The sequence below is a fragment of the Variovorax sp. AB1(2024) genome (assembly GCF_037482385.2).
Taxonomy (GTDB): Bacteria; Pseudomonadota; Gammaproteobacteria; order Burkholderiales; family Burkholderiaceae_C; genus Variovorax.
In genome coordinates this window covers 3,407,641-3,431,350 of record NZ_JBBHKP020000001.1, presented here as the reverse complement: position 1 = coordinate 3,431,350, position 23,710 = coordinate 3,407,641, and the positions used below count along the sequence as shown (strand labels likewise).

General features: G+C 66.2%; 22 protein-coding genes and 2 tRNA genes. 5 read left to right on the top strand and 19 right to left on the bottom strand.

What is annotated here, in order from left to right; genetic code table 11:
* Nucleotides 1–11 precede the first annotated feature (11 nt).
* The 16 genes from WIX39_RS16025 to rpsB form a co-directional block, all read right to left on the bottom strand.
* Nucleotides 12–797, bottom strand: coding sequence for a TrmH family RNA methyltransferase (locus WIX39_RS16025; RefSeq protein ID WP_106937461.1), 786 nt, complete (start codon nt 795–797; stop codon nt 12–14).
* A 7-nt stretch (nt 798–804) separates the two neighbouring features.
* Nucleotides 805–1,518, bottom strand: a complete 714-nt coding sequence (gene rnhB / locus WIX39_RS16020) for a ribonuclease HII (protein ID WP_081267254.1) — start codon at nt 1,516–1,518, stop codon at nt 805–807.
* The gene (lpxB, locus tag WIX39_RS16015) at nt 1,490–2,638 is read right to left on the bottom strand and encodes a lipid-A-disaccharide synthase (RefSeq protein WP_409195373.1); all 1,149 of its coding nucleotides are present in this window, start codon (nt 2,636–2,638) and stop codon (nt 1,490–1,492) included. The genes rnhB and lpxB overlap by 29 nt, the downstream gene beginning before the upstream one ends.
* A gap of 10 nt (nt 2,639–2,648) precedes the next feature.
* On the bottom strand, nt 2,649–3,437 hold the full coding sequence (gene lpxA / locus WIX39_RS16010; RefSeq protein ID WP_081267255.1) for an acyl-ACP--UDP-N-acetylglucosamine O-acyltransferase: 789 nt from the start codon (nt 3,435–3,437) through the stop codon (nt 2,649–2,651).
* Nucleotides 3,438–3,467: 30 nt separating this feature from the next.
* The gene (gene fabZ, locus WIX39_RS16005) at nt 3,468–3,944 is read right to left on the bottom strand and encodes a 3-hydroxyacyl-ACP dehydratase FabZ (RefSeq protein ID WP_171022553.1); all 477 of its coding nucleotides are present in this window, start codon (nt 3,942–3,944) and stop codon (nt 3,468–3,470) included.
* Entirely contained in the window at nt 3,941–4,918 is a 978-nt protein-coding gene (gene lpxD / locus WIX39_RS16000; protein WP_081267256.1) for a UDP-3-O-(3-hydroxymyristoyl)glucosamine N-acyltransferase, read from the bottom strand. Before lpxD ends, fabZ begins: the two co-directional genes overlap by 4 nt.
* Nucleotides 4,919–4,932: 14 nt before the next feature.
* A complete protein-coding gene (locus WIX39_RS15995) occupies nt 4,933–5,484 on the bottom strand; it encodes an OmpH family outer membrane protein (protein ID WP_081267257.1) in 552 nt (183 codons plus the stop codon).
* Nucleotides 5,485–7,920, bottom strand: coding sequence for an outer membrane protein assembly factor BamA (gene bamA, locus WIX39_RS15990; protein ID WP_081267258.1), 2,436 nt, complete (start codon nt 7,918–7,920; stop codon nt 5,485–5,487).
* Nucleotides 7,921–7,958: 38 nt separating this feature from the next.
* Nucleotides 7,959–9,329 (bottom strand): RIP metalloprotease RseP, encoded by a 1,371-nt coding sequence (gene rseP, locus WIX39_RS15985; protein WP_081267259.1) that lies wholly within the window; start codon nt 9,327–9,329, stop codon nt 7,959–7,961.
* Nucleotides 9,330–9,362: 33 nt separating this feature from the next.
* Complete coding sequence (ispC, locus tag WIX39_RS15980; protein ID WP_106934692.1) at nt 9,363–10,550, bottom strand: 1-deoxy-D-xylulose-5-phosphate reductoisomerase; 1,188 nt, start codon at nt 10,548–10,550, stop codon at nt 9,363–9,365.
* Entirely contained in the window at nt 10,547–11,392 is an 846-nt protein-coding gene (locus WIX39_RS15975; RefSeq protein ID WP_106934693.1) for a phosphatidate cytidylyltransferase, read from the bottom strand. The genes ispC and WIX39_RS15975 overlap by 4 nt, the downstream gene beginning before the upstream one ends.
* A gap of 19 nt (nt 11,393–11,411) precedes the next feature.
* Nucleotides 11,412–12,140 carry a polyprenyl diphosphate synthase gene (gene uppS / locus WIX39_RS15970; RefSeq protein WP_081267262.1) on the bottom strand — a complete coding sequence of 243 codons (729 nt, stop codon included), beginning with the start codon at nt 12,138–12,140 and terminating at the stop codon, nt 11,412–11,414.
* 8 nt (nt 12,141–12,148) lie between these two features.
* The gene (gene frr / locus WIX39_RS15965) at nt 12,149–12,709 is read right to left on the bottom strand and encodes a ribosome recycling factor (RefSeq protein ID WP_081267263.1); all 561 of its coding nucleotides are present in this window, start codon (nt 12,707–12,709) and stop codon (nt 12,149–12,151) included.
* Between the two features lie 11 nt (nt 12,710–12,720).
* Complete coding sequence (gene pyrH / locus WIX39_RS15960; protein ID WP_081267264.1) at nt 12,721–13,443, bottom strand: UMP kinase; 723 nt, start codon at nt 13,441–13,443, stop codon at nt 12,721–12,723.
* 96 nt (nt 13,444–13,539) lie between these two features.
* The gene (gene tsf / locus WIX39_RS15955) at nt 13,540–14,463 is read right to left on the bottom strand and encodes a translation elongation factor Ts (RefSeq protein WP_409195372.1); all 924 of its coding nucleotides are present in this window, start codon (nt 14,461–14,463) and stop codon (nt 13,540–13,542) included.
* A gap of 81 nt (nt 14,464–14,544) precedes the next feature.
* The gene (gene rpsB, locus WIX39_RS15950) at nt 14,545–15,300 is read right to left on the bottom strand and encodes a 30S ribosomal protein S2 (RefSeq protein WP_409195371.1); all 756 of its coding nucleotides are present in this window, start codon (nt 15,298–15,300) and stop codon (nt 14,545–14,547) included.
* Nucleotides 15,301–15,507: 207 nt separating this feature from the next.
* On the opposite strand from rpsB, the gene WIX39_RS15945 reads away from it, so the two are divergent.
* Both WIX39_RS15945 and WIX39_RS15940 read left to right on the top strand, forming a co-directional pair.
* On the top strand, nt 15,508–16,833 hold the full coding sequence (locus WIX39_RS15945; protein WP_409195370.1) for an amidase: 1,326 nt from the start codon (nt 15,508–15,510) through the stop codon (nt 16,831–16,833).
* A gap of 53 nt (nt 16,834–16,886) precedes the next feature.
* Nucleotides 16,887–18,140 carry a D-amino acid dehydrogenase gene (locus WIX39_RS15940; protein ID WP_081267268.1) on the top strand — a complete coding sequence of 418 codons (1,254 nt, stop codon included), beginning with the start codon at nt 16,887–16,889 and terminating at the stop codon, nt 18,138–18,140.
* Here WIX39_RS15940 and WIX39_RS15935 read toward each other — a convergent pair.
* Nucleotides 18,130–18,558 carry a hypothetical protein gene (locus tag WIX39_RS15935; protein WP_409195369.1) on the bottom strand — a complete coding sequence of 143 codons (429 nt, stop codon included), beginning with the start codon at nt 18,556–18,558 and terminating at the stop codon, nt 18,130–18,132. The genes WIX39_RS15940 and WIX39_RS15935 overlap by 11 nt on opposite strands.
* Before the next feature lie 41 nt (nt 18,559–18,599).
* On the opposite strand from WIX39_RS15935, the gene WIX39_RS15930 reads away from it, so the two are divergent.
* Complete coding sequence (locus tag WIX39_RS15930) at nt 18,600–20,060, top strand: NAD(P)H-hydrate dehydratase (protein ID WP_409195368.1); 1,461 nt, start codon at nt 18,600–18,602, stop codon at nt 20,058–20,060.
* A gap of 13 nt (nt 20,061–20,073) precedes the next feature.
* Here WIX39_RS15930 and WIX39_RS15925 read toward each other — a convergent pair whose 3' ends face one another.
* Both WIX39_RS15925 and rnr read right to left on the bottom strand, forming a co-directional pair.
* A complete protein-coding gene (locus WIX39_RS15925; RefSeq protein WP_409195367.1) occupies nt 20,074–20,838 on the bottom strand; it encodes an SDR family oxidoreductase in 765 nt (254 codons plus the stop codon).
* 52 nt (nt 20,839–20,890) lie between these two features.
* Complete coding sequence (gene rnr, locus WIX39_RS15920) at nt 20,891–23,161, bottom strand: ribonuclease R (RefSeq protein WP_172839815.1); 2,271 nt, start codon at nt 23,159–23,161, stop codon at nt 20,891–20,893.
* Between the two features lie 81 nt (nt 23,162–23,242).
* On the opposite strand from rnr, the gene WIX39_RS15915 reads away from it, so the two are divergent.
* Nucleotides 23,243–23,327, top strand: a tRNA-Leu gene (locus tag WIX39_RS15915).
* A 269-nt stretch (nt 23,328–23,596) separates the two neighbouring features.
* A tRNA-Leu gene (locus tag WIX39_RS15910) sits at nt 23,597–23,681 on the top strand.
* Nucleotides 23,682–23,710: the final 29 nt, after the last annotated feature.

Below are 23,710 nucleotides of genomic sequence, written 5' to 3'. Positions count from 1 at the left end.
GACTGGATGTGCTATTTGGCCGACAGGGCCGCTCCGCTGGCATGCAGGCAGATTGCAGCCGCCGCAGCCACGTTCAGAGACTCTTCGCCGCCGGGCTGGGCAATGCGGATATGGTGCGTGGCCCGGGCCTCCAGCGCCGCCGAGACGCCCTGCCCTTCATGCCCCATGAGCCAGGCGCAGGGGTGCGGCAGATCGGCCTTGTGCAGCCACTCGCCGCGATGCGAGCTCGTGGCCAGCAGCGGCACTGTCAATGCGTCCAGTGCCTCGGCTTCCACGCCTTCGATCAGCCGCAGCCCGAAATGGGCGCCCATGCCGGCGCGCAGCACCTTCGGCGCCCACAGCGCGGCCGTGCCCTTGAGCGCGATCACCTGGGTAAACCCGAAGGCCGCAGCGCTTCGCAGGATGGAACCAGCATTGCCTGCGTCCTGCAGGCGATCGAGGACCACGCTCGGTGCGTCGGCCAGCAGTTCGGGCCTGGCCGGCAGCTCCAGCACGAAACCCATGGGCGCGGGAGATTCGAGGCCGCTGACGCCGCGCAGCAGGTCGTCGCTGACGACGACCGTCTTGCCCGCATCTCGCGCCCATTCCGCCGGCGCCTGCGGCCAGAAGGACTCGGAAAACACCGCGATCGCCGGCCTGACGCCGCGCGCCAGCGCCGCCCGGCACAAATGGTCGCCCTCGAGCCAGATGCGGCCCAGCTTGCGGTAGGCGCCCGGGTCCTGCGCGAGCTTGCGCAGATCCTTGAGCAATGGGTTGTCGCGCGAGCTGATGTGGCTGGCGCCGGTGTCGGAGGTCATGCGGGCTTCAGGGGGCGGCATGCAGATCGAGGCGCACGGACTCGGTCACGCCGATGACCATTGCCGGCGGCACGGATTCCGCCTCGACGCTCCCGGCAGCCGTGCGGGCCAGCGCCGCCGCCACCGGGCTGAAAGACCTGCGATGGTGCACGCAGGCCCCATGGCGCTTGAGCGCCTCCAGGTGCTCGGGCGTGCCGTAGCCCTTGTGGCCGGCAAAGCCGTAGTGGGGAAATTCGATATGCAGTTGCTCGCACAGCCGGTCGCGGTGCACCTTGGCCAGGATCGACGCCGCCGAGATCGCCTTGACCCGCGCATCGCCCTTGACGATGGCCTCGGCCAGCACGTCGAGCGTCGGCAGGCGGTTGCCGTCGACCAGCACCTTCACCGGCTTCAGCCGCAGGCCTTCGACGGCGCGGCGCATCGCGAGCATGGTGGCCTGCAGGATGTTGTGGGTGTCGATTTCCTCGACCGTGGCATGCGCGATCGAGCAGCACAGCGCCTTGGCCAGGATCTGGTCATGCAGGCGTTCGCGCTGCAGGGCGGTGAGCGTCTTGGAGTCGGCCAGCCCGCGGATCGGCCGCAGGTCGTCGAGGATCACGGCCGCTGCCACCACGGGCCCGGCCAGAGGGCCGCGCCCCGCCTCGTCGACGCCCGCCATCAGGCCCGGTGCGTCCCACACCAGCGGGGCTTGCTCAGCCTTCAAGAACTTTCTGGATCGCATCGGCGCAAAGTGTCGGCGTATCGCGCTGCAATTGCACATGCAGCTCTGAAAATCTTTGTTGCAGCGCCCGGGTCTTCTCCGGAGCATACAACCAGGCCAACGTGGCCTTGGCCAGCGCTTCCGGCGTGGCGGCTTCCTGCAGCAGTTCCGGCACCACGAAGTCGCGGCACAGGATGTTCGGCAGGCCGACCCAGGGCTGCAGCTGCTTGCGCTGCATGAGGCGCCAAGACAGCGCATTCATGTTGTAGGCGATGACCATCGGCCGCTTGAACAGCGCCGCTTCGAGCGTGGCAGTACCGCTGGCGATCAGCGTGGCGTCACAGGCAGCCAGCGCGGCATGCGACTGGCCGTCGAGCAGCTTCACGCGGCCGGTCATGCCGCTGGCCTGCAGCAGCGCCTCGACTTCCGCGCGCAGGCTCGGAATGATGGGCGCCACGAACTGGACGCCCGGCCGCTCCTTCTGCATCAGCGCCGCGGCCGCGAAGAACCGGGCCGCCAGGTAGCGCACTTCCGAACGGCGGCTGCCGGGCAGCAGGGCCACCACTTGTGCGTCGGGCGCGAAGCCCATGGCGGCGCGCGCGCCGGCGCGGTCGGGCGCCATCGGAATCACGTTGGCCAGCGGGTGGCCGACGTAGCTGCCCGCGACGCCATGCTCCGCCAGCAGCTCGGGCTCGAAGGGAAAGATGCACAGCACATGGTCGGCGGCGGCACGGACCTTCTCGATGCGCTCCGGCCGCCAGGCCCAGATCGACGGGCAGATGAAATGCACCGTCTTCATGCCACGGCTGCGCAGGCCCGCTTCGAGGTCGAGATTGAAGTCGGGGGCGTCGACGCCGATGAACAGCTCAGCCCACTCGCGCAGCAGGCGGGCCTTGAGCTGGCGCCGGATGCCGGCGATCTCGGCGTAGTGCCGCAGCACTTCGACGTAACCGCGCACCGCGAGCTTTTCCTGCGGCCACCAGCTCTGGAAGCCGTGGGCCAGCATGCGGGGACCGCCGATGCCCACCGTCTGCAGGTCGGGCCAGCGGGCCTGAAGGCCGTCGAGCAGCAGCCCCGCGAGCAAGTCGCCGGAGGCTTCGCCGGCGACCAGCGCAAAGCGTCGCTGTCCGTCCTTCTGCATCGCGGTCACGTCAGCGAGCGATGCCGCGGGTCGAGTTGGCGAGGAAGGATTCCATCAGCGCGACGTCGCCGGCGGCTTCCGGCATTTCAGCCGCGAGCGCGGCAATGGCCGTGCGCGCCTCCTCGAGCGTCTTGCCCTGGCGGTACAGCAGCCGGTGCATCTGCTTCACCGCGGCGAGCCGCTGCGCGGAGAAGTCGCGCCGGCGCAAGCCGACGATGTTGAAGCCGCGCACGGCCAGCGGATTGCCGTCGACCAGCATGAACGGCGGCACATCCTGGGTGACAGCGCTGGCGAAGCCGAGCATCGCGTGAGCGCCGATCGAAACGAACTGGTGGATGCCCGTGAGCCCGCCGACAGTGACCCAGTCGGCCAGGTGCACGTGTCCCGCCAGCGTGGTGTTGTTGGACAGCGTGGTGTGGTTGTCGACACGGCAGTCGTGCGCGATGTGCGTGTACGCCATGATCCAGTTGTCGCTGCCCACGCGCGTCACGCCGCCCGCCCCCGGCACGCCGAGGTTGAACGTGCAGAACTCGCGGATCACGTTGCGGTCGCCGATGACGAGCTCGGTCGGCTCGCCGGCGTATTTCTTGTCCTGCGGCACCGCTCCGAGGGACGAGAACTGGAAGATCCTGTTGTCACGCCCGATGGTGGTGCGCCCTTCGATCACGCAATGCGCGCCGACGGTGGTGCCCGCGGCGATCCGCACGTGCGGGCCGATCACGGTATAGGGCCCGACCGACACCGAGGCGTCGAGTTCTGCCTGGGGGTCGACGAGTGCTGTCGAATGAACCTGGGTCATGCCTTGTGAAAGCAGCTGGCTGCGGCCGGATCAGTTGATCTGGCGCATCGCGCACATCAGGGTCGCCTCGCAGGCAAGTTCGCTGCCCACCAAGGCGCGACCCTTGAACTTCGAGATGCCGGCCTTCATGCGTTCGATCTCGACTTCGAGCGTGAGCTGATCGCCGGGTTCCACGGGGCGCTTGAAGCGCGCGCCGTCGATGGCGGCGAAGTAATAGACGGTGTTGTCGTCCGGCACGATGTCGAGCGAATGGAACGACAGCAGCGCCGCAGCCTGGGCCATGGCTTCGAGCATCAGCACGCCCGGCATCACCGGGCGGTGCGGGAAGTGGCCGTTGAAGAACGGCTCGTTCATCGTCACGTTCTTGAGCGCCGTGATGCGCTTGCCCTTTTCCATGTCCAGCACGCGGTCCACCAGCAGGAACGGGTAGCGGTGGGGCAGCAGCTTGAGGATTTGATGGATATCGAGCGTCGTCGTCATGATTTTCTGGTCCTGCATCGTCGTCATTTTTTCGAGGGAGCCTTCTCCAGCGCCTTCAATCGTTCGCGCAGGGTGTGCAACTGCTTGAGCGTTGCCGCATTTTTTTCCCAGCTCGCATTGTCATCGATGGGAAACATGCCTGTGTATTGGCCGGCCTTGTGGATCGAACGGGTAACAACGGTCGCAGCTGACACGTGAACACCGTCCGCCACCGTCAGGTGGCCCAGCACGATGGCGCCGCCGCCGAAGGTGCAGTTGGCGCCGATGATCGCGCTGCCGGCCACGCCGACGCAGCCCGCCATTGCGGTGTTCCGGCCGACGCGCACGTTGTGGCCGATCTGGATCAGGTTGTCGAGCTTGACGCCGTCTTCGATCACCGTGTCGTCGAGTGCGCCGCGGTCGATGCAGGTGTTGGCGCCGATCTCGACGTCGTTGCCGATGCGCACCGCGCCCAATTGCTCGATCTTGACCCACTGCCCTTGGTGCAGCGCAAGGCCGAAGCCGTCGGCACCGATGACCACGCCAGGGTGCAGCAGGCAGCGTTCGCCGATCGCGCAATCTTCGCTGACAGTCACGCGCGACTTCAGCACGGTGCCCGCGCCGATGCGCGCGCCCCGCTCCACCACGCACAGCGCGCCGATGCGTGCCGTTGCATCGACATGCGCCTCGGCGTGGATCACCGCGCTGGGATGGATGCGATCGGCCTCCGGACGCGCATGGTGCGCCTTCCAGAGCTGCGTCAGGCGCGCGAAGTAGAAATATGGATCGGGCGTGACGATGAAAGCGCCCCGTGCGGCGGCCGCCTCGCGCATAGCGGGCGACACGATCACACAGGCGGCTTTGGACGCCGCCAGTTCCTGCTGGTATTTGGGATGGCTCAGGAAACTGAGCGCATCGGGCTGTGCATTCTGGAGCGGCGCCAGCCGCTCGATGGACAGCGTCGCATCGCCATGAAGCTCGCCCCCAAGGGCGTCAACGATGGCTCCGAGCTGCAGAGACACGCCGGTTCGCGGCGTTACTTGCCGGCCGCGGGCGCAGAAGAGCCGACCGACGCGTTCAGCGCCTTGATCACCTTGTCGGTGATGTCGTGCTTCGGGTTGATGTAGATCGCTTCCTGCAGGATGGCGTCGTACTTCTCGGCCTCGGCCACCTGCTTCACGACGCGGTTGGCGCGTTCGTAGACCTGCTGCAGCTCTTCGTTCTTGCGCGCGTTCAGGTCTTCCTGGAATTCGCGGCGCTTGCGCTGGAAGTCACGGTCCTGGTCGACCAGCGAACGCTGGCGCGACACGCGCTGGGATTCGGACAGCGTGGGCGCCTCGCGCTCGAACTTCTCGGATGCAGCCTTCAGCGCCTCGCCCTGCGTGGTCAGGTCTTTCTCGCGTTTTAGAAACTCCGCCTCGAGCTTGGCCTGCGCGGCCTTGGCTGGCTGGGCTTCCCGCAGCACGCGGTCCGGATTCACGAAACCGATGCGAAAGGTTTCCTGTGCTTGCGCCTGGGCAGGCGCAGCAGCGAGCACGAAAGCGGGAATCAACAGCGCGCCTGCCGCGGCGCGAATCAAATGCTTCATTTAGAAAGACGTTCCGATCTGGAATTGGAGGCGCTGGATTCTATCCTTCGGGATCGTGACGAGTCCGGTGCTCGGATCCGTGACTTCCTTCTGGGACTTGATGGGGAAGGCATAAGCCAGGCGCAGCGGGCCGAGCGGCGAGATCCAGCTGACGCCGAGACCGACCGAGGCGCGCAGCTTCTTCTGGGCGCTCCACTGTGCATCCGTCAGGCCGGGCGCGCGGGAGCCGAACACGTTGCCGACGTCGAAGAAGGTGTACAGGCGCAGCGTGCGGTCGTTGCCGGCACCCGGGAACGGCGTGCTCAGCTCGGCATTGAAGATGGCCTTCTTGGTACCGCCCAGTGCGGCGCCGTCGGTCTGGCCGAAGAGCGGCACGTCGCGCGGGCCCAGCGAGTTTTGCTCGAAGCCGCGGATCGAACCCAGGCCACCGGCATAGAAGTTCTTGAAGATCGGGTAGGTATTGCCGCCCAGCGCCTTGGCATAGCCGACTTCACCGTTGACCGAGAAGGTGTACTGCTTGTTGATCGCGAAGAACTGCTGGTATTGGTAGTTCGTCTTGATGTACTTCATGTCGCCGCCCACGCCCAGTTCGAGGTTGGCGCGTTGCATGCGGCCCGTGGTCGGGGTCAGCGCGCTGTCGCGGCTGTCGCGGCCCCAGCCGACGGTCAGCGGAACACCCCAGACGCTCTTCTGGTCGCAGCCGAGCACGAAGAATCCGGTCGCATCCTTCTTGCACTGGAAGTAGGAGAGATAGGAATTCGGCGTGTACAGGCCCGCGAAGATTGCCGACCGGTTCGGATCGAACGCGTAGCGCTCCAGGCCAATGCCGAAGAACACCGTGTCGATCTCGCTGAACGGCACACCGAAGCGGATCGAGGCGCCCTGGTTGACGAGCTTGTAGTCGCCGTCTTCCGACGTCGAGTACGGCCGCGTCGTGGTGTGGTACACGCTGATCGTGCGCGAGATGCCGTCCTTGGTGAAGTACGGATCGGTCGTGGTCAGCGACAGCGTACGGTTGTACTTGCTGGTGTTGACCTGCACGCCCAGGAAATTACCCGAGCCGAACACGTTTTCCTGCGAGATGCCGAAGGTCAGCGCGACCTTGTCGGAGCTCGAGTAGCCGGCACCCAGCTGCAAGCTGCCGGTGGGCTTTTCAGCCACGTTGACCGTCAGGTCCACCTGGTCGGGCGAACCCGGCACTTCCTGCGTTTCGACGTTCACTTCGGTGAAGAAGCCCAGGCGGTCGACACGGTCGCGCGACAGCTTGATCTTGTCGCCGTCGTACCACGAGGCTTCGTATTGGCGGAACTCGCGGCGAATGACTTCGTCGCGCGTCTTGTTGTTGCCGCCGACCATCACGCGGCGCACGTACACGCGGCGCGAAGGCTCGGCCTGCAGCGTCAGCGTGACGCGGTTGTTGACGCGGTCGATTTCGGGACGCGCCTGCACACGGGCGAACGCGTAGCCGAAGGTGCCGAAATAGTCGTTGAAGGCCTTGGTGGTCTCCGTGACCTGCTCGCCGTTGTAGGGCTCGCCCGGCTTGATGGTGATGAGCGACTTGAACTCCTCGTCGCGGCCGAGGTAGTTGCCGTCGAGCTTGACGCCTGCCACCACGAACTTCTCGCCTTCGGTGATGTTCACCGTCACCGTCAGGTCCTTGCGGTCCGGCGAAATGGCGACCTGGGTCGAATCGATGCGGAACTCGAGGTAGCCGCGCGTGATGTAGTACGAGCGCAGTGTTTCGAGGTCGGCGTTGAGCTTGGCGCGCGAGTACTGGTTCGACTTCGTGTACCAGCTCATGAAACCGCCGCTGTCCTGGTCGAACAGGCTCAGCAGCGTCGATTCGCTGAAGGCCTTGTTGCCCACCACATGCACTTCGCGGATGCGGGCGGATTCGCCTTCGGTGACGGTGAACGTCAGGTTGACGCGGTTGCGCTCGATGGGCGTGACGGTGGTCACGACCTGCGCGTTGTACAGGCTGCGGCTCACGTACTGGCGCTTGAGCTCCTGCTCGGCGCGATCGGTCAGTGCCTTGTCGTACGGACGGCCGTCGGTCAGGCCCACTTCGCGCAGCGCCTTCGTCAGCGCGGCCTTGTCGAATTCCTTGGTGCCGACGAAGTCGACATCGGCGATGGTGGGCCGCTCCTCGACGATCACCACCAGCACGTTGCCGTTCACGTCGATGCGCACATCCTTGAACAAACCCAGCTCGAACAGCGCGCGGATCGCGGCCGAACCGCGCTCGTCGCTGTAGGTATCGCCTACGCGCAGGGGCAGCGACGCGAAGATCGTGCCGGCTTCGACGCGTTGCAAGCCTTCGACGCGGATGTCACGTACCGTGAAAGGCTCGACGGCCCATGCAGCCGTGGCGGCGAGCGCACTGGCAACCACCGCGACAACGCTACGCAGGCGAAAGCGATTGAAGTTTTTGTTCATCTGTGAATTGAGCCGGCACGGAAAGGGCCGGCAGAAAGTTAACCAAAGAGCCGCGTGACGTCGTTGAAGAGTGCGACCGACATCATGACCAGCAGCAGGGCAACCCCGCCCCGCTGCAGCCGTTCCATCCAGGCGTCAGAGACGCTTTTCCCGGTCAGGCCCTCCCAAAGATAATACATCAGGTGCCCCCCATCGAGGACCGGCAGCGGCATGAGATTGAGCACGCCAAGGCTCACGCTGATGAGCGCAAGGAAGACGAGATACTGCGTGAAACCAAGGCTGGCGGACTTGCCGGCGTAGTCGGCAATGGTGAGCGGACCGCTCAAATTCTTCAGGGAAGCTTCACCAATGACCATCTTGGCCATCATTCGCACGGTCAGCGCCGACACCTCCCAGGTGCGCACCACGCCGCGCCACACGCCGTCGACCGGCCCCTGGCGCACCGTCACCATCTCCGGCGGGGCGCCGACGTAGGCCCCGATGCGGCCGACCTTGGCGGCGCCCTCTTCCCGCACCTCGGGCTTGACGTCGATCGTGAGAGACTGGCCGCCGCGCTCGATCTTCCAGGCCTGCGTGAGCGGCTGGCCTGCGTCCACCGAGGCGCGGATCACCTCGCGCAATTGCTGCCCGTCGACGATGGCGGTATTGCCGATGGAACGCACCACGTCGCCTTTGCGCAGGCCGGCGCGCTCGGCGGCGCTGCCGGCCATGACTTCGCCGATCTCCGGCTTGGTCAGGGGAGCGAGCACGCCGATCTTGCGGAACATCTGCGGATCGGCATCCCGGGTTTCGAGGCTGCTCAGGGGAAGTACCAGCGTGCGCGCGGGCCGGCCGCCCTCGCCCGCCACTTCGAGCGTCAGGTCATGGCCGTCGAGCGCGCCGCGCGTCATGCGCCAGCGCAAGTCCTCGAATGACTGAACCGGCGACAGATCGCCGTCGAAGCCCGCCCGGGTGATGTATTCGCCGCCATGCAGGCCCGCGGCCTCGGCCATCGAGGCCGCCACCGGGCGGCCCAGCTTGGCGACAGGTTCCTGCACGCCGATCCAGTTGACCGCCGTGTAGAGCACCACGGCCAGCAGCAGGTTGGCGACGGGACCCGCGGCGACAATGGCCGCCCGCGAGCGCAGCGGCTGGGTATTGAAGGCGCGATGGCGCTCTTCAGGGGCAACCGGGCCTTCGCGCTCGTCGAGCATCTTGACGTAGCCGCCCAGCGGGAACGCGCCGATGACGAACTCGGTCGATTGCCCTGGATGCTGCCGCTTGGGCTGCCAGCGGAACAGCGCCTTGCCGAACCCGACCGAAAAGCGCTCCACCTTGACGCCGCAGGCCACAGCGACACGGTAGTGGCCGTATTCGTGTACCGCGATCAACACACCGAGCGCGACCACAAAGGCTATGACAGTAAGCATCCGGGTCCTCTGGCTGTAAGAGTGGGGTTGTCGTCAGGCTGCGAAACGCAGCGCCGCGGCATTGGCCGCCGCACGGGCGCTGGCATCGATTGCCAGCAGGTCGGCCAGCGATGCCGGCTTGGAGGGCGAGACTGTCTCCAAAGTTTCCATGTTGACCGCATGAATGCGGTCGAAGCGCAGTCGCCGGTCGAGGAATGCCTCGACTGCGACCTCGTTGGCGGCGTTGAGCACGGCCGTCGTGCCCGGCGCTGCGCGCAATGCGTGCCAGGCCAGGCCCAGGCCCGGAAAGAGCGCCGCATCGGGCGCATTGAACGTGAGCGAAGCCATCTGGCGGAAATCGAGCCGTGCCGCGCCGCTCTCGATGCGCTCGGGCCAGGCCAGGCCGACCGCGATCGGCACCCGCATGTCGGGCGTACCGAGCTGGGCGATGACCGATGCGTCGGTGAACTGGACCATCGAGTGCACCACGCTCTGCGGATGGATGACGACCTCGATCTGCTCGGGCGAGACGCCGAACAGGTGGCGCGCCTCGATCACTTCGAGCGCCTTGTTCATCATCGTGGCCGAGTCGACCGAGATCTTGCGCCCCATCACCCAGTTGGGGTGGGCACAAGCCTGCTCGGGCGTCACTGCGCCCAGCGTCTCGGGCGCACGTGTGCGGAATGGGCCACCCGACGCGGTCAGGATGATCTTGTCGATGCGCCGCGACCAGGTGGACGGGTCTTCGGGCAGCGACTGGAAGATGGCCGAGTGCTCGCTGTCGATGGGCAGCAGCGTGGCGCCACCTTCGCGCACCGTGCGCATGAACAGTTCGCCCCCGACGACCAGCGCCTCCTTGTTGGCCAGCAGCAGGCGCTTGCCAGCACGGGCGGCGGCCAGGCAGGGCCCGAGACCCGCTGCGCCGACGATGGCGGCCATGACGGCGTCGACCTCTTCGTGCGACGCTATCTTTTCAAGAGCATCGATGTCAGTGAGAACAACCGTTTTCAGGTTGTTCTGCTTGATCTTTTCAGCCAGCAGCGCCGCATGCGGTGCACTCGCCATGACGGCGAAACGTGGTGAGAACTGCGCGCACTGGGCCAGCAGTTCGTCCACCTTGGTGGCGGCGGAGAGCGCGAACACCTCGAAACGCTCGGGATGGCGCGAAATGACGTCGAGCGTGCTGACGCCGACCGAACCGGTCGAACCGAGCACAGTGACGCGTTGCTTGGGAGTATTCACAGGAAAGCCAGCATCATGGCAATGGGGAGCGCCGGCAAGAGGGCATCCACGCGGTCGAGAACGCCGCCGTGGCCCGGCAGCAGCTTGCTGCTGTCCTTGGCGCCGGCGCTTCGCTTGATGAGTGATTCGACGAGGTCGCCCACGACGCTCATCGCCGCAAGAAACAGCGCACCGAGCAGCAGAAGCCACCAGCCGCGCTCGTTGAGCCGGGTGTAGAGGCTTGCGACGGTGGCGCCCGTCGCCTTGTCCGCCCAGACCCAGGTAAAAGCCAGCACCACCACGCCGACCATGCCACCCCAGACGCCTTCCCAGCTCTTGCCGGGACTGATCGCGGGAGCGAGCTTGTTGCGGGTGAACTTGAGGCCGAAGGCCCGGCCGGCAAAATAGGCGAACACGTCTGCCACCCAAACCAGCACGAGGATGGACAGCAGGAAATTGATACCGACCATGCGCGCCTGCACCGCCGCCAGCCATGCAACCCACAGTGCCAACAGGCCACCGACCAGCCGCAGCCCGCGCGGAATCCGCGGCCAGCCCGGCACCGCCACGCGAAGCAGCAGCGCCCCGCCCAGCACCCAGGCAGCGCCGGCCAGGGTCCACATCAGCACCAGCGACTGCTCGAGCAGGCCCAGCCACCACGACAGCGCGCAAAGCACTACTGTCTCGATGCCCAGGAACACCGAAAGCCGCTGGCCATAGCCGTTCAGGCGCCCCCATTCCCAGGCTGCGGCGCCGATCAGCACCAGCATCACGCAGGCAAAGGGGATGTAGTTTCGATAGAACAGCGCCGGCAGCAGGATCGCGAGCAGCACGATCGCCGTGAGGATGCGTTGTTTGAGCATGCGAGAAGTTGTCGGGCGGTCAGGCCGTCTGGCTCTGCGGAGCCGAGACCTGTGCCGAGGTTTGGCCGAAGCGACGCTCGCGGCTTCGGAATGCGGCGATGGCCTCGTCCAGCGCAGCCTCGTCGAATTCCGGCCACAGCTTGTCGCTGAAGAAAAGCTCGGCATAGGCACTCTGCCAGAGCAGGAAATTGGACAACCGCTGCTCGCCGCCCGTGCGGATGAACAGGTCGGGGTCGGGCACATGTGCCAGCGCCATCGCCCGGTCGAGGCTCTCCTCGGTGACGGCTTCACCCTGCGCCGCCAGCTTGGCGGCGGCCTGAGCGATGTCCCACCGGCCGCCGTAGTTGAAGCAGACGTTGAGCACCATGCGCGAGTTGTGCGCGGTGGCGGCCTCGGCGTCGACCAGGCCCTTCACCATCTTCGGCGACAGGCCGCCACGCTCGCCGACGAAGTACAGCCGCACGCCGTCGCTGCTGAGCCGGGGCACCTCGCGAGCGAGCGCACCGACCATCAGCTCCATGAGCCCGGAAACCTCCTCGACGGGCCGGTTCCAGTTCTCGGAAGAAAACGCGAACACCGTGAGCACGCCCACGCCGCGGTCGGCGCAGGCCTTGACGCACCGGCGCAGCGATTCGACGCCCTGTTTGTGCCCCGCAACCCGGGGCAGGAAGCGCCGCGTCGCCCAACGGCCGTTGCCGTCCATGACGATGGCAACGTGATGCGGGTTGCGCGGCGTTGACGAGGCCATGGCAGGCCTCAAACGGCCATGATCTCCGCTTCCTTGGCCGCGACCAGGCGGTCGATTTCCGCGATGTGGCGGTCGGTGACCTTCTGGATCTCGGCTTCGGCGCGTTTCTGGTCGTCTTCGGACGCCAGCTTGTCCTTGACCAGCTTCTTGACCGACTCGTTCGCATCGCGGCGCAGGTTGCGCGTGGCGATCTTGGCGCTTTCGCCTTCGTTGCGGACCAGCTTGGTCATTTCCTTGCGGCGCTCTTCGCTCATGGCGGGCAGCGGCACGCGGATCAGGTCGCCCATCGAGGCGGGGTTCAGGCCCAGGTCGCTTTCGCGGATGGCCTTCTCGATCTTGGCGCCCATGCCCTTTTCCCAGGGCTGGACGCTGATGGTGCGCGAATCGAGCACCGACACGTTGGCCACCTGGCTCAGCGGCACTTGCGAGCCGTAGTACTCGACGTGGATCGAGTCGAGCAGCGCCGAGTTGGCGCGGCCCGTGCGGATCTTGGTGAGGTTGTTCTGGAATGCGGCGAGCGACTGATTCATCTTCGCGTCGGTCGCATTGCGGATGTCTGCAATGGTCATCTCAAATACTCCTAGGCATGCACCAGCGTGCCCTCGTCCTCGCCCATCACGACACGCTTGAGCGCGCCGTTCTTGAAGATCGAGAACACCTTGATCGGCAGCTTCTGGTCGCGGCACAGCGCGAAGGCCGTGGCGTCCATGATGCCGAGATTTTGCGCGATCGCCTCGTCGAAAGTCAGCGTGGCGTAGCGTGTTGCATTGGGGTTGGTCTTGGGGTCGGCGGTGTATACACCATCGACCTTGGTCGCCTTGAGCACCAGTTCGGCGCCGATTTCGGCGCCGCGCAGCGCGGCAGCCGTATCGGTGGTGAAGAACGGGTTGCCCGTGCCGGCGGCGAACACCACGACCTTGCCCTCTTCGAGGTACTGCAGGGCCTTGGGGCGCACATAGGGTTCGACCACCTGCTCGATGGCAATGGCGGACATCACCCGGGCCACCAGGTTCTGCTTGTTCATGGTGTCGGCCAGCGCCAGCGCGTTCATCACGGTGGCCAGCATGCCCATGTAGTCGGCAGTGGCGCGGTCCATTCCGACGGAGCCTCCCGCGACGCCGCGGAAGATGTTGCCGCCGCCGATGACCACGGCCACCTCGACACCCATGTTCACCACTTCGGCGATTTCCTCGACCATGCGGACGATGGTGGCGCGGTTGATGCCGAAAGCGTCGTCGCCCATCAACGCCTCTCCCGACAGCTTCAACAAGATTCGCTTGTGGGCTGGGCGGGCATCAGACATGGGCAATTTCCTTGAGTTGGCGGGGGCGAGTGTAAAACGTAGCGGTGAAAAAGCGGCGGCACGCGTTCGCGCACCGCCGCTTGTATGGCGGCTGGATCAGGCAGCGGCCTTGGCAGCAGCAACTTGCGCGGCCACTTCGGCGGCGAAGTCGTCGACCTTCTTCTCGATGCCTTCGCCGACCACGTACAGGGTGAAGCCCTTGATCGTGGTGCTGGCGGCCTTGAGCATCTGCTCGACAGTCTGCTTGTCGTTCTTCACGAACGGCTGGTTGTGCAGCGAGACTTCCTTCAGGAACTTCTGCACGCCGCCTTCGATGCGCTTGGCAACGATGTCGTCCGGCTGCGGCTTCTTGCCTTCGGCTTCGGCCGTCTTGCGGTCTTCGTCGGCCTTGCCCTTGGCAACTGCGCGTTCCTTTTCGATCAGGTCGGCAGGCACGTCGGAAGCCTGGATGGCGACCGGCTTCATGGCGGCGATGTGCATCGCGACGTCCTTGGCCGAGGTGTCGTCGCCTTCGAACTCGACCATCACGCCGATGCGCGTGCCGTGCAGGTACGAAGCCAGCTTGCCGTTGCCCGTGAAGTGCTTGAAGCGGCGGAAGCTCATGTTCTCGCCGATCTTGCCGATCAGGCCCTTGCGCACGTCTTCGAGCGTGGGACCGAAACCGTCCTGCTCATAGGCCAGCGCACCCAGGGCGGCGATGTCCGCGGGGTTGTTCCTGGCGACCAGCATCGCGGCAGCGTTGGCCATGGCCAGGAAGTTGTCGTTCTTGGTGACGAAGTCGGTTTCGCAGTTGATTTCGATCATGCCGCCGGCAGCGCCGTCGACGAAAGCCGTGACCACGCCTTCGGCGGTGATGCGGCCCGATGCCTTGCCAGCCTTGTTGCCGAGCTTGATGCGCAGCAGCTCTTCGGCTTTTTCCATGTTGCCGTCAGCCTCCGTCAGGGCCTTCTTGCATTCCATCATGGGCGCGTCGGTCTTCGCGCGCAGTTCGCCGACCATGCTTGCGGTGATTGCAGCCATTTGTGTATCTCCGTAAATCCAAAAATCAGGTTAAAAAAAAGGGGCACCAAAGCCCCTTCTTCAGGCTCGCGAGCGCGCCGATCAGGCCGAAGCGCCTTCTTCGACTTCGACGAATTCGTCGCTGCCGCCTTCGGCGATGGCCTTGACCACGTCACCGGCGGCGCTGTTGCGGCCTTCGATGATGGCGTCGGCGATGCCGCGTGCGTACAGCGTGACGGCCTTCGACGAGTCGTCGTTGCCGGGGATCACGTAGTCGATGCCTTCGGGCGAGTGGTTGGAGTCGACCACACCGATCAGCGGAATGCCGAGCTTCTTGGCTTCAGCCACGGCGATCTTGTGGAAGCCCACGTCGATCACGAAGATGGCATCGGGCAGAGCGGTCATGTCCTGGATGCCGCCGATGTCCTTTTCGAGCTTTTCGATTTCGCGCGAGAAGGTCAGTTGCTCCTTCTTGCTCAGCGAGTCGAGGCCCGCTTCTTGCTGAGCCTTCATGTCCTTCAGACGCTTGATCGAGGTCTTGACGGTCTTGAAGTTAGTCAGCATGCCGCCGAGCCAGCGGGTGTCGACGAAAGGCACGCCGGCACGGCGGGCTTCGGCAGCCACGATTTCACGGGCTTGGCGCTTCGTGCCGACCATCAGGATGGTGCCGCGGTTGGCCGTGAGTTGCTTGGCGTATTTCATCGCGTCCTGGAACATCGGGAGCGACTTTTCCAGGTTGATGATGTGAATCTTGTTGCGGTGACCGAAGATGAACGGAGCCATCTTGGGGTTCCAGAAGCGGGTTTGGTGACCGAAGTGGACACCGGCTTCCAGCATTTCGCGCATGGTGGTAGACATTGAAATTACTCCAAAGGTTGGGTCTAAAATCCAGCCCGTTTTGTGCTCTCTTGGATGGAGTCACAACACCTTGATTGGGCCGGTTTGCGGATGTGTTTGACTGGATGCAACGGCAGCCGTTGCTCAACCAGCGAAACCCAAAGAGTATAGCACGGCCACTCTCCCCTTCCTGAACCGAGCCGTCCACGCGGCACCGCAGCCCTACCCATGAACGACCTCCACGCCACCCGTCTCTCCCTCCTGGCAGGTGGCTCCGATGCACGCACCGAATTGGAGCGCGCCATCGACGTCTCGCAGTCGGCGGCCTGCGCGCATGTCTTCACCCGCACGATGTTCGACGAGGCTCGACAGGCCGTTGCCGGCGTCGGCACCGAAACCCGGCTTGCCGGGCTTGCCTTCACCAGCAAGGACCTGTTCGACATCGCGGGCCAGCCCACACCTGCCGGCTCGGTGGTGCTGTCGCATGCACCAGCGGCCAGCGCCGACGCCATCGCCGTGGCGCGGCTGCGCGCCGCGGGCGGCGTACTGACCGGACGCACCAACATGACGGAGTTCGCCTTCTCCGGCGTTGGCGTCAATCCGCACCACGGCACGCCCGCCAACGTGAGCGACGCCGCCACGCCCCGCATTCCCGGCGGCTCGTCGTCAGGCGCCGCGGTTTCGGTGGCCAGCGGCGCCGCGTTCATCGGCCTGGGCTCCGACACGGGAGGCTCGATCCGCATTCCGGCGGCGCTGAACGGCATCGTCGGGTTCAAGAACACCGCCCGCCTCACGCCCGCCGATGGCGCGCTGCCGCTTTCGATCACGCTCGACACCGTCTGCGCCATGACGCGGTCGGTGCGCGACGCCATCACCGCACACGAAATCCTTGCCGCGCGGCGCGTCACGGCCGGCAATGCGCCCCTGGCCGCCTACCGGATCGCCGTGGTGAAGAACGTATTCTTCGACGACATCGAACCCGCCGTGGCCGCCGCCTTCGAGCGCTCGTTGAAGAGGCTGCGCGCCGCGGGCGCCCGCATCGAAGAGATCGCGCTCCCCGAGTTGGCCGAACTGGCGACCATCAACGCCACCGGCGGTTTCTCGGCAGCCGAGTCCCACGCCTGGCACCGGCTGCTGCTCGAACGCAGCGGCGCGGGCTACGACCCGCGCGTGGCCCAGCGCATCCTGCGCGGCGCCGGCATGAAGGCGCATGAATACATCGACCTGATCCATGCCCGGCGCGATTGGATCGCCCGAGTCGAAGCCGCACTGGCGCCGTTCGACGCGGTGCTGTCGCCCACGGTGCCGATCACCGCGCCCTCCATCGCCAGCGTGGCCCCGGGCGCCGAGCGCGACGACGAGTTCTTCCGCATCAACGGGCTGCTGCTGCGCAATCCGTCGATCGTCAACATGCTCGACGGCTGCGCCATCTCGTTGCCTTGCCACGTTCCTGGCGAACTGCCGGTCGGCCTCATGCTGTGGCATGCCGCGCTGCACGACGACGCCGTGCTGGCGCAAGCCCTGCAAATCGAGCGCACGCTACAGAATCAATAGCTGGCTTCGCCCATACTACGGGCGTCCGCCGTCTCTCTTATCTAGAACATTCAATGAAAATCGCGATTGTGGGCGCCGGCATCATCGGCGTCACCACCGCCTGGGAACTGGTTTCCGACGGCCATGAAGTGACCGTGTTCGAGCGCCGCGGCGCCGCCGCCGAAGAAGCCAGCTTCGCCAATGCGGGCGTGGTCGCCCCCGGATACGTCACACCCTGGGCCGCGCCCGGCATGCGCGGCAAGGTGCTGCGCTCGCTGCTCTCCTCGCACGGCGCCATCAAGCTGCGCTGGCCCCTGAGTTCGCGCGACATCGGCTGGATGTCGCGCTGGCAGAAGGCCTGCAAGCTCGAGACCTACCTCGCCAACCGTGCCCGCATGCAGCGGCTGGCCTTCTACAGCCGCACCCGGCTGCACGAAGTGACCGAGGCGCGCGAGCTGAGCTACGAGCGCAGCGACGGCTACCTCGTGCTGCTGCGCTCCAAGCGCGAGAAAAAGATGGTCCAGCCCGGGCTCGACGTGCTGCGCGCGGCCGGAAGCGTCTTCAAGGAAATCGATGCCGACGAGACCCGGCTGATCGAGCCCGCGCTCAACCCCGAAACCCCGCTGGTGGGCGCCATCCACCTGCCGGAAGACGAGGTGGCCAACTGCCGCCAGTTCGCGCTGCTGCTCAAGTGGGAGGCCGAGGCGCTGGGCGCGCAGTTTCATTTCAACTGCGACATCGCACCGCTGAGCCGCGCCGCGCCCACTTCGCTCTCGCTGGCCAGCGGGTCGGATCCGGTGCGCTACGACGCCATCGTCGTGTGCGCCGGCCTGGCCTCGGCCGCGCTGCTGCGTCCGCTGGGCCTGCGCATCCCGATGGCGCCAGTCTACGGGCATTCGGTCAGCGCACCGGTGCGCGAGCCGCTCAATGCCCCACGCAGCGCGGTGATGGACGAGCGCTACAAGGTCGCCATCTCCCGCCTGGGCCAGCGCGTGCGCGTGGCCGGCAGCGCCGAGATCGGCGGCTCGCTGGACACGATGAACCCAGCCTCGGTGCAGTTGCTCTACAAGGTGCTGCACGACTGGTTTCCGGGTGCGGCAACCCTGCAGTCAGGCGTGCAGCAATGGAAAGGCGCGCGGCCGATGCTGCCGGACGGACCGCCGGTGCTGGGCGCCAGCGGCATCCCGGGCGTATGGCTCAACCTCGGCCATGGATCGAGCGGCTGGGCACTGTCGTGCGGCAGCGCCCGCGTGCTGGGCGACCTGATCGCGGGCCAGGACCCGGGAATCGACCTCGAAGGGCTCGGCGTCGAGCGGCTCAGTCTTTAGGATCCCAGCGGCGCAGGCGCTCGGGGCTCGCGGGCTGCTCGACGGGAAGCTCGGGCTCCGGCGGCGGCCGCAGGCGCTCCGCGATCCATCCCAGCAAGCCGGGGCCGATCAACGCAAAGAACACCAGGCACATCGCACCGGCACCGAACAGGGCCAACCGCGCCAGCCCCGAAACGCTTCCAGCCGGCAGATCGAACCAGCGGATCACGCTGATGCCGATGCCGACATTGGCGGCCCATGCCACATCCCGCAACGGCACCCAGCGCTTCAGTTGGGCCAGCAGGAAGACGCCCCACACGGCACCCAGCAGTGCCAGCACCCATGCCAATCCGGCGATCCAGGCAACGGTCGCGGCCAGGAAAAAGGCGAGCCCTGCAACAAGCAGGGCGAGCACCCACGCGACGCTCTTGAAGTTCATCCGCCGATGATAGGGAGGCAACGCAGCGGCACAATGGATCGATGCAACGCATCACACCCGCCACCGCCGGAGACCTGTTCGACATCGCCGCCACGCGCCGCATCGAACAGGCCGCAGCAGCCGCCCTGCCCGCTCACGCGCTGATGCAGCGTGCCGGCCTCGCAGCCGCCCGGCTCGCAATGGCCATCGCACCCCATGCGCGAACGATATGGGTGGCGTGCGGACCGGGCAACAACGGCGGCGACGGCTTCGAGGCGGCGGCGCAGTTGCGTCATCGGGGCTTCTTTCCCGTGGTCACGTTCGCTGGGGACGAGAGCCGGCTGCCGCCGGATGCAAAAACATCGCTGCAGCGCGCCCGCGACGCGGGCGTCGCCTTTGCGCAGAACCCGCCGAGCGCCTACGAACTCGCCATGGATGCGCTGCTCGGCATCGGCTCCACGCGGCCACCCCAAGGCACGATGGCCGAATGGCTCCGGCAGATGCATGCGAGCGCGCAGCCGGTGCTCAGCGTCGATGTGCCGTCAGGGCTGAACGCGGACACCGGCGTGCTGCCGAAAGACGCCGCCCGCACGAACGCCTCCACACGCCACTGCATCACCTTTCTCACGCTGAAGCCTGGCCTCTACACCGCACAAGGGCGCGACGCGGCAGGCACCACCTGGTTCGACGATCTCGGCTGCAGCCACATCACGGATCAGCCAGCAGCCGTGCTGACCGGCACGCCGAAGGCACAGCCGCGCGCGCATGCCTCGCACAAGGGCAGCTACGGCGACGTCGCCGTGATCGGCGGAGCGTCCGGCATGGCGGGCGCGGCGCTGCTGGCAGGATCGGCCGCGCTGCATGCCGGCGCGGGCCGGGTGTTCGTCGGCCTGCTCGACCCCGGCGCGGCCGTCGTCGACACCTCGCAGCCAGAACTGATGCTGCGCGACGCCCGCTCGCTCGACCTGTCGGGAATGACCGCCGTCTGCGGTTGCGGCGGCGGTGAAGCCGTGCGCGAACTTCTGCCGCGCGTGCTGGCGACAGCCGCCGCGTTGGTGCTCGATGCGGATGCACTCAACGCCGTCGCGGCCGACAGCGCGCTGCAGGCACGACTCGCATCGCGCGGAAAAGACGGATTGCCCACCGTGATCACGCCACATCCGCTCGAAGCGGCTCGCCTGCTGGGGTGCACGGCCGCCGACATCCAGGCCGACCGGCTCGCGTCGGCGCGGCAGCTTGCGTCGCGCTTCGGCGTGGTCGCGGTGCTCAAGGGGTCCGGGACGGTGGTTTCGGACGCGAGCGGCGCGCCTCCAGCCATCAACCTGACAGGCAATGCCGCGCTGGCCACTGCCGGGACCGGCGACGTGCTGGCCGGCATGATCGGCGCCGCACTGGCGGCTGGGCGCCCTGCCTTCGAGGCGGCCTGCGAAGCCGTCTGGCAACACGGCCACATCGCCGACACCTGGCCGGCCGATGCCGCCCCGGTCACAGCGGGCACGCTGGCCCGCCGCGCGCCCGCCTGACGCGGCTGCGTTCCTAGCCGCGCCCGACGAAGGGCATCTTCGTCGCCATGATGGTGTGGAACAGCACGTTCGCTTCCAGCGGCAGGTTCGCCATGTAGAGCACCGACTGGCCGACGATCTTCACGTCGATCAGCGGCTCGATCGCGAGTTCGCCGTTGGCCTGCGGCACGCCCTTGGCCATGCGCGCGGCCAGTTCGGTCATCGCGTTGCCAACGTCGACCTGCCCCACCGCGATGTCGTACTTGCGGCCGTCCAGCGACGCGGTCTTGGTGAGCCCTTCCACCGCATGCTTGGTCGCCGTGTAGGCCGCCGAATTGGGGCGCGGCGCGGTGGCGGAGATGGAGCCGTTGTTGATGATGCGGCCGCCCATCGGCGTCTGCGCCTTCATCGTGCGGAACGCCTGCTGGATGCAGAAGAACATGCCCGTCAGGTTGATGTCGACCACGCCCTGCCATTGCTCCGGCGTCCAGTCCTCGAAGGGGCCGGGCGGGTTGCCGACGCCCGCGTTGTTGAACAGCAGGTCGACACGCCCGAAGCGCTCGACCGTGGCGGCGAACAAGGCCTGCACCGAATCGGCCTTGGCCACGTCGGTGGGCACGGCGAAGGCGCGCGCACCGGCGCCGGATTCTTCGGCGACCTGCTCCAGCGGCTCCAGCCGGCGCCCGGCCAGCGCCACGCTCCAGCCGTCGCCCAGCAGCGCCAGCGCCGCGGCGCGGCCGATGCCGGAACCCGCCCCCGTGACGATGGCGATGCGGCCCTTGTTGTCTTCAGCGCTCATGCTGTCTGTCTCTTTCTTTCTTGAGTTTGTCGATGGTTCATGCGGCAAGGCATCAGCGGCGCGGCTTGCGCCCCTTCATCTTGTTGGCGGCCTTCTTCACCGCAGACTTGAAAGCCTGCATCGCCGATTGCGGCCCGGCCGGCGCCGAAGCACCTCGCTCCAGGCGTGGCTCGCCGACGCCGCCGGCCTCCGCCGCCTTGTGGCGGCTGCCGCGCTTGGCCGACGCCTTGACCGGTACGCCCGACGATCCCACGCCCTTGTCCTTCATGGCGCGCGCCGTGAGCTCCTCGCCTTCGCGCACGAGGCGGAAGTCGATCTTGCGGCCGTCCAGGTCGACGCGGCTCACCTGCACCCGCACCCGCGTGCCGATGGCATAGCGGATGCCGGTGCGCTCGCCGCGCAGTTCCTGGCGCATCTCGTCGAACTTGAAGTACTCGCCGCCGAGCTCGGTGATGTGCACCAGCCCTTCGACGTACATCGCATCGAGCGTGACGAAGATGCCGAATGTGGTGGCAGCGGTGACCACGCCGCCGTACTCCTCGCCGAGGTGCTCTCGCATGTACTTGCACTTGAGCCAGGCCTCGACGTCGCGGCTGGCCTCGTCGGCACGGCGCTCGTTGGCGCTGCAATGCAGGCCCGCGGCCTCCCATGCCAGCACTTCCTTGCTGGGCGCGACGGTGGCCTTCTGCGGCTTGTTGGTCGGCGCCTTGACGCGCGAAGCGAGCCGCTTCGCCAGCTTGGCATGCGCCTCGCCGGGGGTCGGCAGCATCGGCAGCTGGTAGCGCGTCTTGCCGAGGATGGCCTTGATCACGCGGTGGACCAGCAAGTCAGGGTAGCGCCGGATCGGGCTCGTGAAGTGCGTGTAGGCCTCGTAAGCGAGGCCGAAGTGGCCGCTGTTGATCGGCGTGTAGATCGCCTGCTGCATCGAACGCAGCAGCATGGTGTGGATCTGCTGCGCGTCCGGCCGCTCCTTGGTGGCCTCGGCGATCGCCTGGAATTCACCCGGCCTGGGGTCGTCGGTGATGCTCAGGCCCACACCCATCGCCTTCAGGTAGCCGCGCAGGATTTCCTTCTTCTCGGGCGTCGGGCCTTCGTGCACGCGGAACAGGCCCGGGTGCTTGCCTTCGGCGATGAAATCGGCGCTGCAGACGTTGGCCGCGAGCATCGCTTCTTCGATCAGGCGATGCGCTTCGTTGCGCGTGCGCGGCACGATCTTCTCGATGCGGCCGGCGTCGTCGCAGATGATCTGCGTCTCGGTGGTTTCGAAGTCGACCGCGCCGCGCTTGCCGCGCTGCTTGAGCAGAGCCTTGTAGACGTCGGCGAGGTTCAGCAGGTCCTTGACGCGGTCCTTGCGCTTGGCGGCTTCGGGGCCGCGCGTGTTGCCGAGGATGGCGGCCACTTCGGTGTACGTGAAGCGCGCGTGGCTGAACATCACCGCGGGATAGAACTGGTAGGCGTATATCTCGCCGTCGGCCGCGACCAGCATGTCGCACACCATGCACAGGCGCTCGACCTCGGGGTTGAGCGAACAGAGGCCGTTCGACAGCTTCTCCGGCAGCATCGGTATGACACGGCGCGGAAAGTAGACGCTGGTGGCGCGGTCGTAGGCGTCGATGTCGATGCCCGAACCGGTCTGCACATAGGCGCTGACATCGGCAATCGCGACCAGCAGGCGCCAGCCCTTGCCACGGCCCACCTTCGCGGGCTCGCAGTACACGGCATCGTCGAAGTCGCGCGCGTCTTCGCCGTCGATGGTGACGAGCGGAACGTCGGTGAGGTCGACGCGCCCCTTCTTGTCGGCGGGGCGGACCTTTTCGGGCAGCGCCCTGGCTTCGGCCAGGCACTCCGCGGAGAACTCGTGCGGCACGCCGTACTTGCGCACGGCGATCTCGATCTCCATGCCGGGGTCGTCGATCTCGCCCAGCACTTCTTTCACTCGGCCCACGGGTTGGCCGAACAGCGCCGGCGGCTCCGTGAGCTGCACGACGACGACCTGACCCACCTTCGCGGGGCCGGTCGCACCCTTGGGGATCAGTACGTCCTGGCCGTACCGCTTGTCTTCCGGCGCAACGAGCCAGATGCCGCCTTCATGCAGGAGGCGGCCGATGATCGGCTGCTCGGGGCGCTCGACGATCTCGACCACACGCCCCTCGGGGCGGCCACGCCGGTCTTGCCGCACCACGCGCGCCTTGACGCGGTCCTTGTGCAGCACCGCGCGCATCTCGTTCGGCGGCAAATAAATGTCTGCTTCACCGTCATCACGCTGCACGAAGCCGTGCCCGTCGCGATGTCCTTGAACAGTTCCTTCGAATTCGTCCAGCAAGCCGCTGGAAGTGCCATTATTTTTGATATGATCTCCTTCTTTCCTGAAATTCAAAACGCAGTTGCTTCTGCAACTACGTGGGCCCAGATGGCGGAATTGGTAGACGCACTAGTTTCAGGTACTAGCGAGTAACATCGTGGAGGTTCGAGTCCTCTTCTGGGCACCAAGTTTAAACAGACCTTTACCAGGTCATTCGATTCAAGCCACCGGCCTCCGGTGGCTTTTTTCATGGTCGCTCGCATCTGCGTCTCACGCGACGCGTTCACGAGATTGCACCCACGGACACCGACCTTGCGCGCACGAACACGCTCGCCCGCATTCGGCAACACACCGTCCACATGGGCGGAACCATGAAGACGCAAAAATTTCGACGGGCCAAAAAGGTTGCGCAGAATCTGTGTATATAATCGCAGTCTTTGCTGAAAAGCAGAGAATGCCCAGATGGCGGAATTGGTAGACGCACTAGTTTCAGGTACTAGCGAGTAACATCGTGGAGGTTCGAGTCCTCTTCTGGGCACCAAATTCACACTGACCCCCGCCAGGTCGTGT

Excerpts from the sequence above, each read along its gene's own strand:
- WIX39_RS16025 (WP_106937461.1), bottom strand. The coding sequence starts at position 797 with ATGACCTCCGACACCGGCGCCAGCCACATCAGCTCGCGCGACAACCCA.
- rnhB (WP_081267254.1), bottom strand. The coding sequence starts at position 1,518 with ATGCGATCCAGAAAGTTCTTGAAGGCTGAGCAAGCCCCGCTGGTGTGG.
- lpxB (WP_409195373.1), bottom strand. The coding sequence starts at position 2,638 with ATGCAGAAGGACGGACAGCGACGCTTTGCGCTGGTCGCCGGCGAAGCC.
- lpxA (WP_081267255.1), bottom strand. The coding sequence starts at position 3,437 with ATGACCCAGGTTCATTCGACAGCACTCGTCGACCCCCAGGCAGAACTC.
- fabZ (WP_171022553.1), bottom strand. The coding sequence starts at position 3,944 with ATGACGACGATGCAGGACCAGAAAATCATGACGACGACGCTCGATATC.
- WIX39_RS15995 (WP_081267257.1), bottom strand. The coding sequence starts at position 5,484 with ATGAAGCATTTGATTCGCGCCGCGGCAGGCGCGCTGTTGATTCCCGCT.
- bamA (WP_081267258.1), bottom strand. The coding sequence starts at position 7,920 with ATGAACAAAAACTTCAATCGCTTTCGCCTGCGTAGCGTTGTCGCGGTG.
- rseP (WP_081267259.1), bottom strand. The coding sequence starts at position 9,329 with ATGCTTACTGTCATAGCCTTTGTGGTCGCGCTCGGTGTGTTGATCGCG.
- WIX39_RS15975 (WP_106934693.1), bottom strand. The coding sequence starts at position 11,392 with ATGCTCAAACAACGCATCCTCACGGCGATCGTGCTGCTCGCGATCCTG.
- uppS (WP_081267262.1), bottom strand. The coding sequence starts at position 12,140 with ATGGCCTCGTCAACGCCGCGCAACCCGCATCACGTTGCCATCGTCATG.
- frr (WP_081267263.1), bottom strand. The coding sequence starts at position 12,709 with ATGACCATTGCAGACATCCGCAATGCGACCGACGCGAAGATGAATCAG.
- pyrH (WP_081267264.1), bottom strand. The coding sequence starts at position 13,443 with ATGTCTGATGCCCGCCCAGCCCACAAGCGAATCTTGTTGAAGCTGTCG.
- tsf (WP_409195372.1), bottom strand. The coding sequence starts at position 14,463 with ATGGCTGCAATCACCGCAAGCATGGTCGGCGAACTGCGCGCGAAGACC.
- rpsB (WP_409195371.1), bottom strand. The coding sequence starts at position 15,300 with ATGTCTACCACCATGCGCGAAATGCTGGAAGCCGGTGTCCACTTCGGT.
- WIX39_RS15945 (WP_409195370.1), top strand. The coding sequence starts at position 15,508 with ATGAACGACCTCCACGCCACCCGTCTCTCCCTCCTGGCAGGTGGCTCC.
- WIX39_RS15940 (WP_081267268.1), top strand. The coding sequence starts at position 16,887 with ATGAAAATCGCGATTGTGGGCGCCGGCATCATCGGCGTCACCACCGCC.
- WIX39_RS15935 (WP_409195369.1), bottom strand. The coding sequence starts at position 18,558 with ATGAACTTCAAGAGCGTCGCGTGGGTGCTCGCCCTGCTTGTTGCAGGG.
- WIX39_RS15930 (WP_409195368.1), top strand. The coding sequence starts at position 18,600 with ATGCAACGCATCACACCCGCCACCGCCGGAGACCTGTTCGACATCGCC.
- WIX39_RS15925 (WP_409195367.1), bottom strand. The coding sequence starts at position 20,838 with ATGAGCGCTGAAGACAACAAGGGCCGCATCGCCATCGTCACGGGGGCG.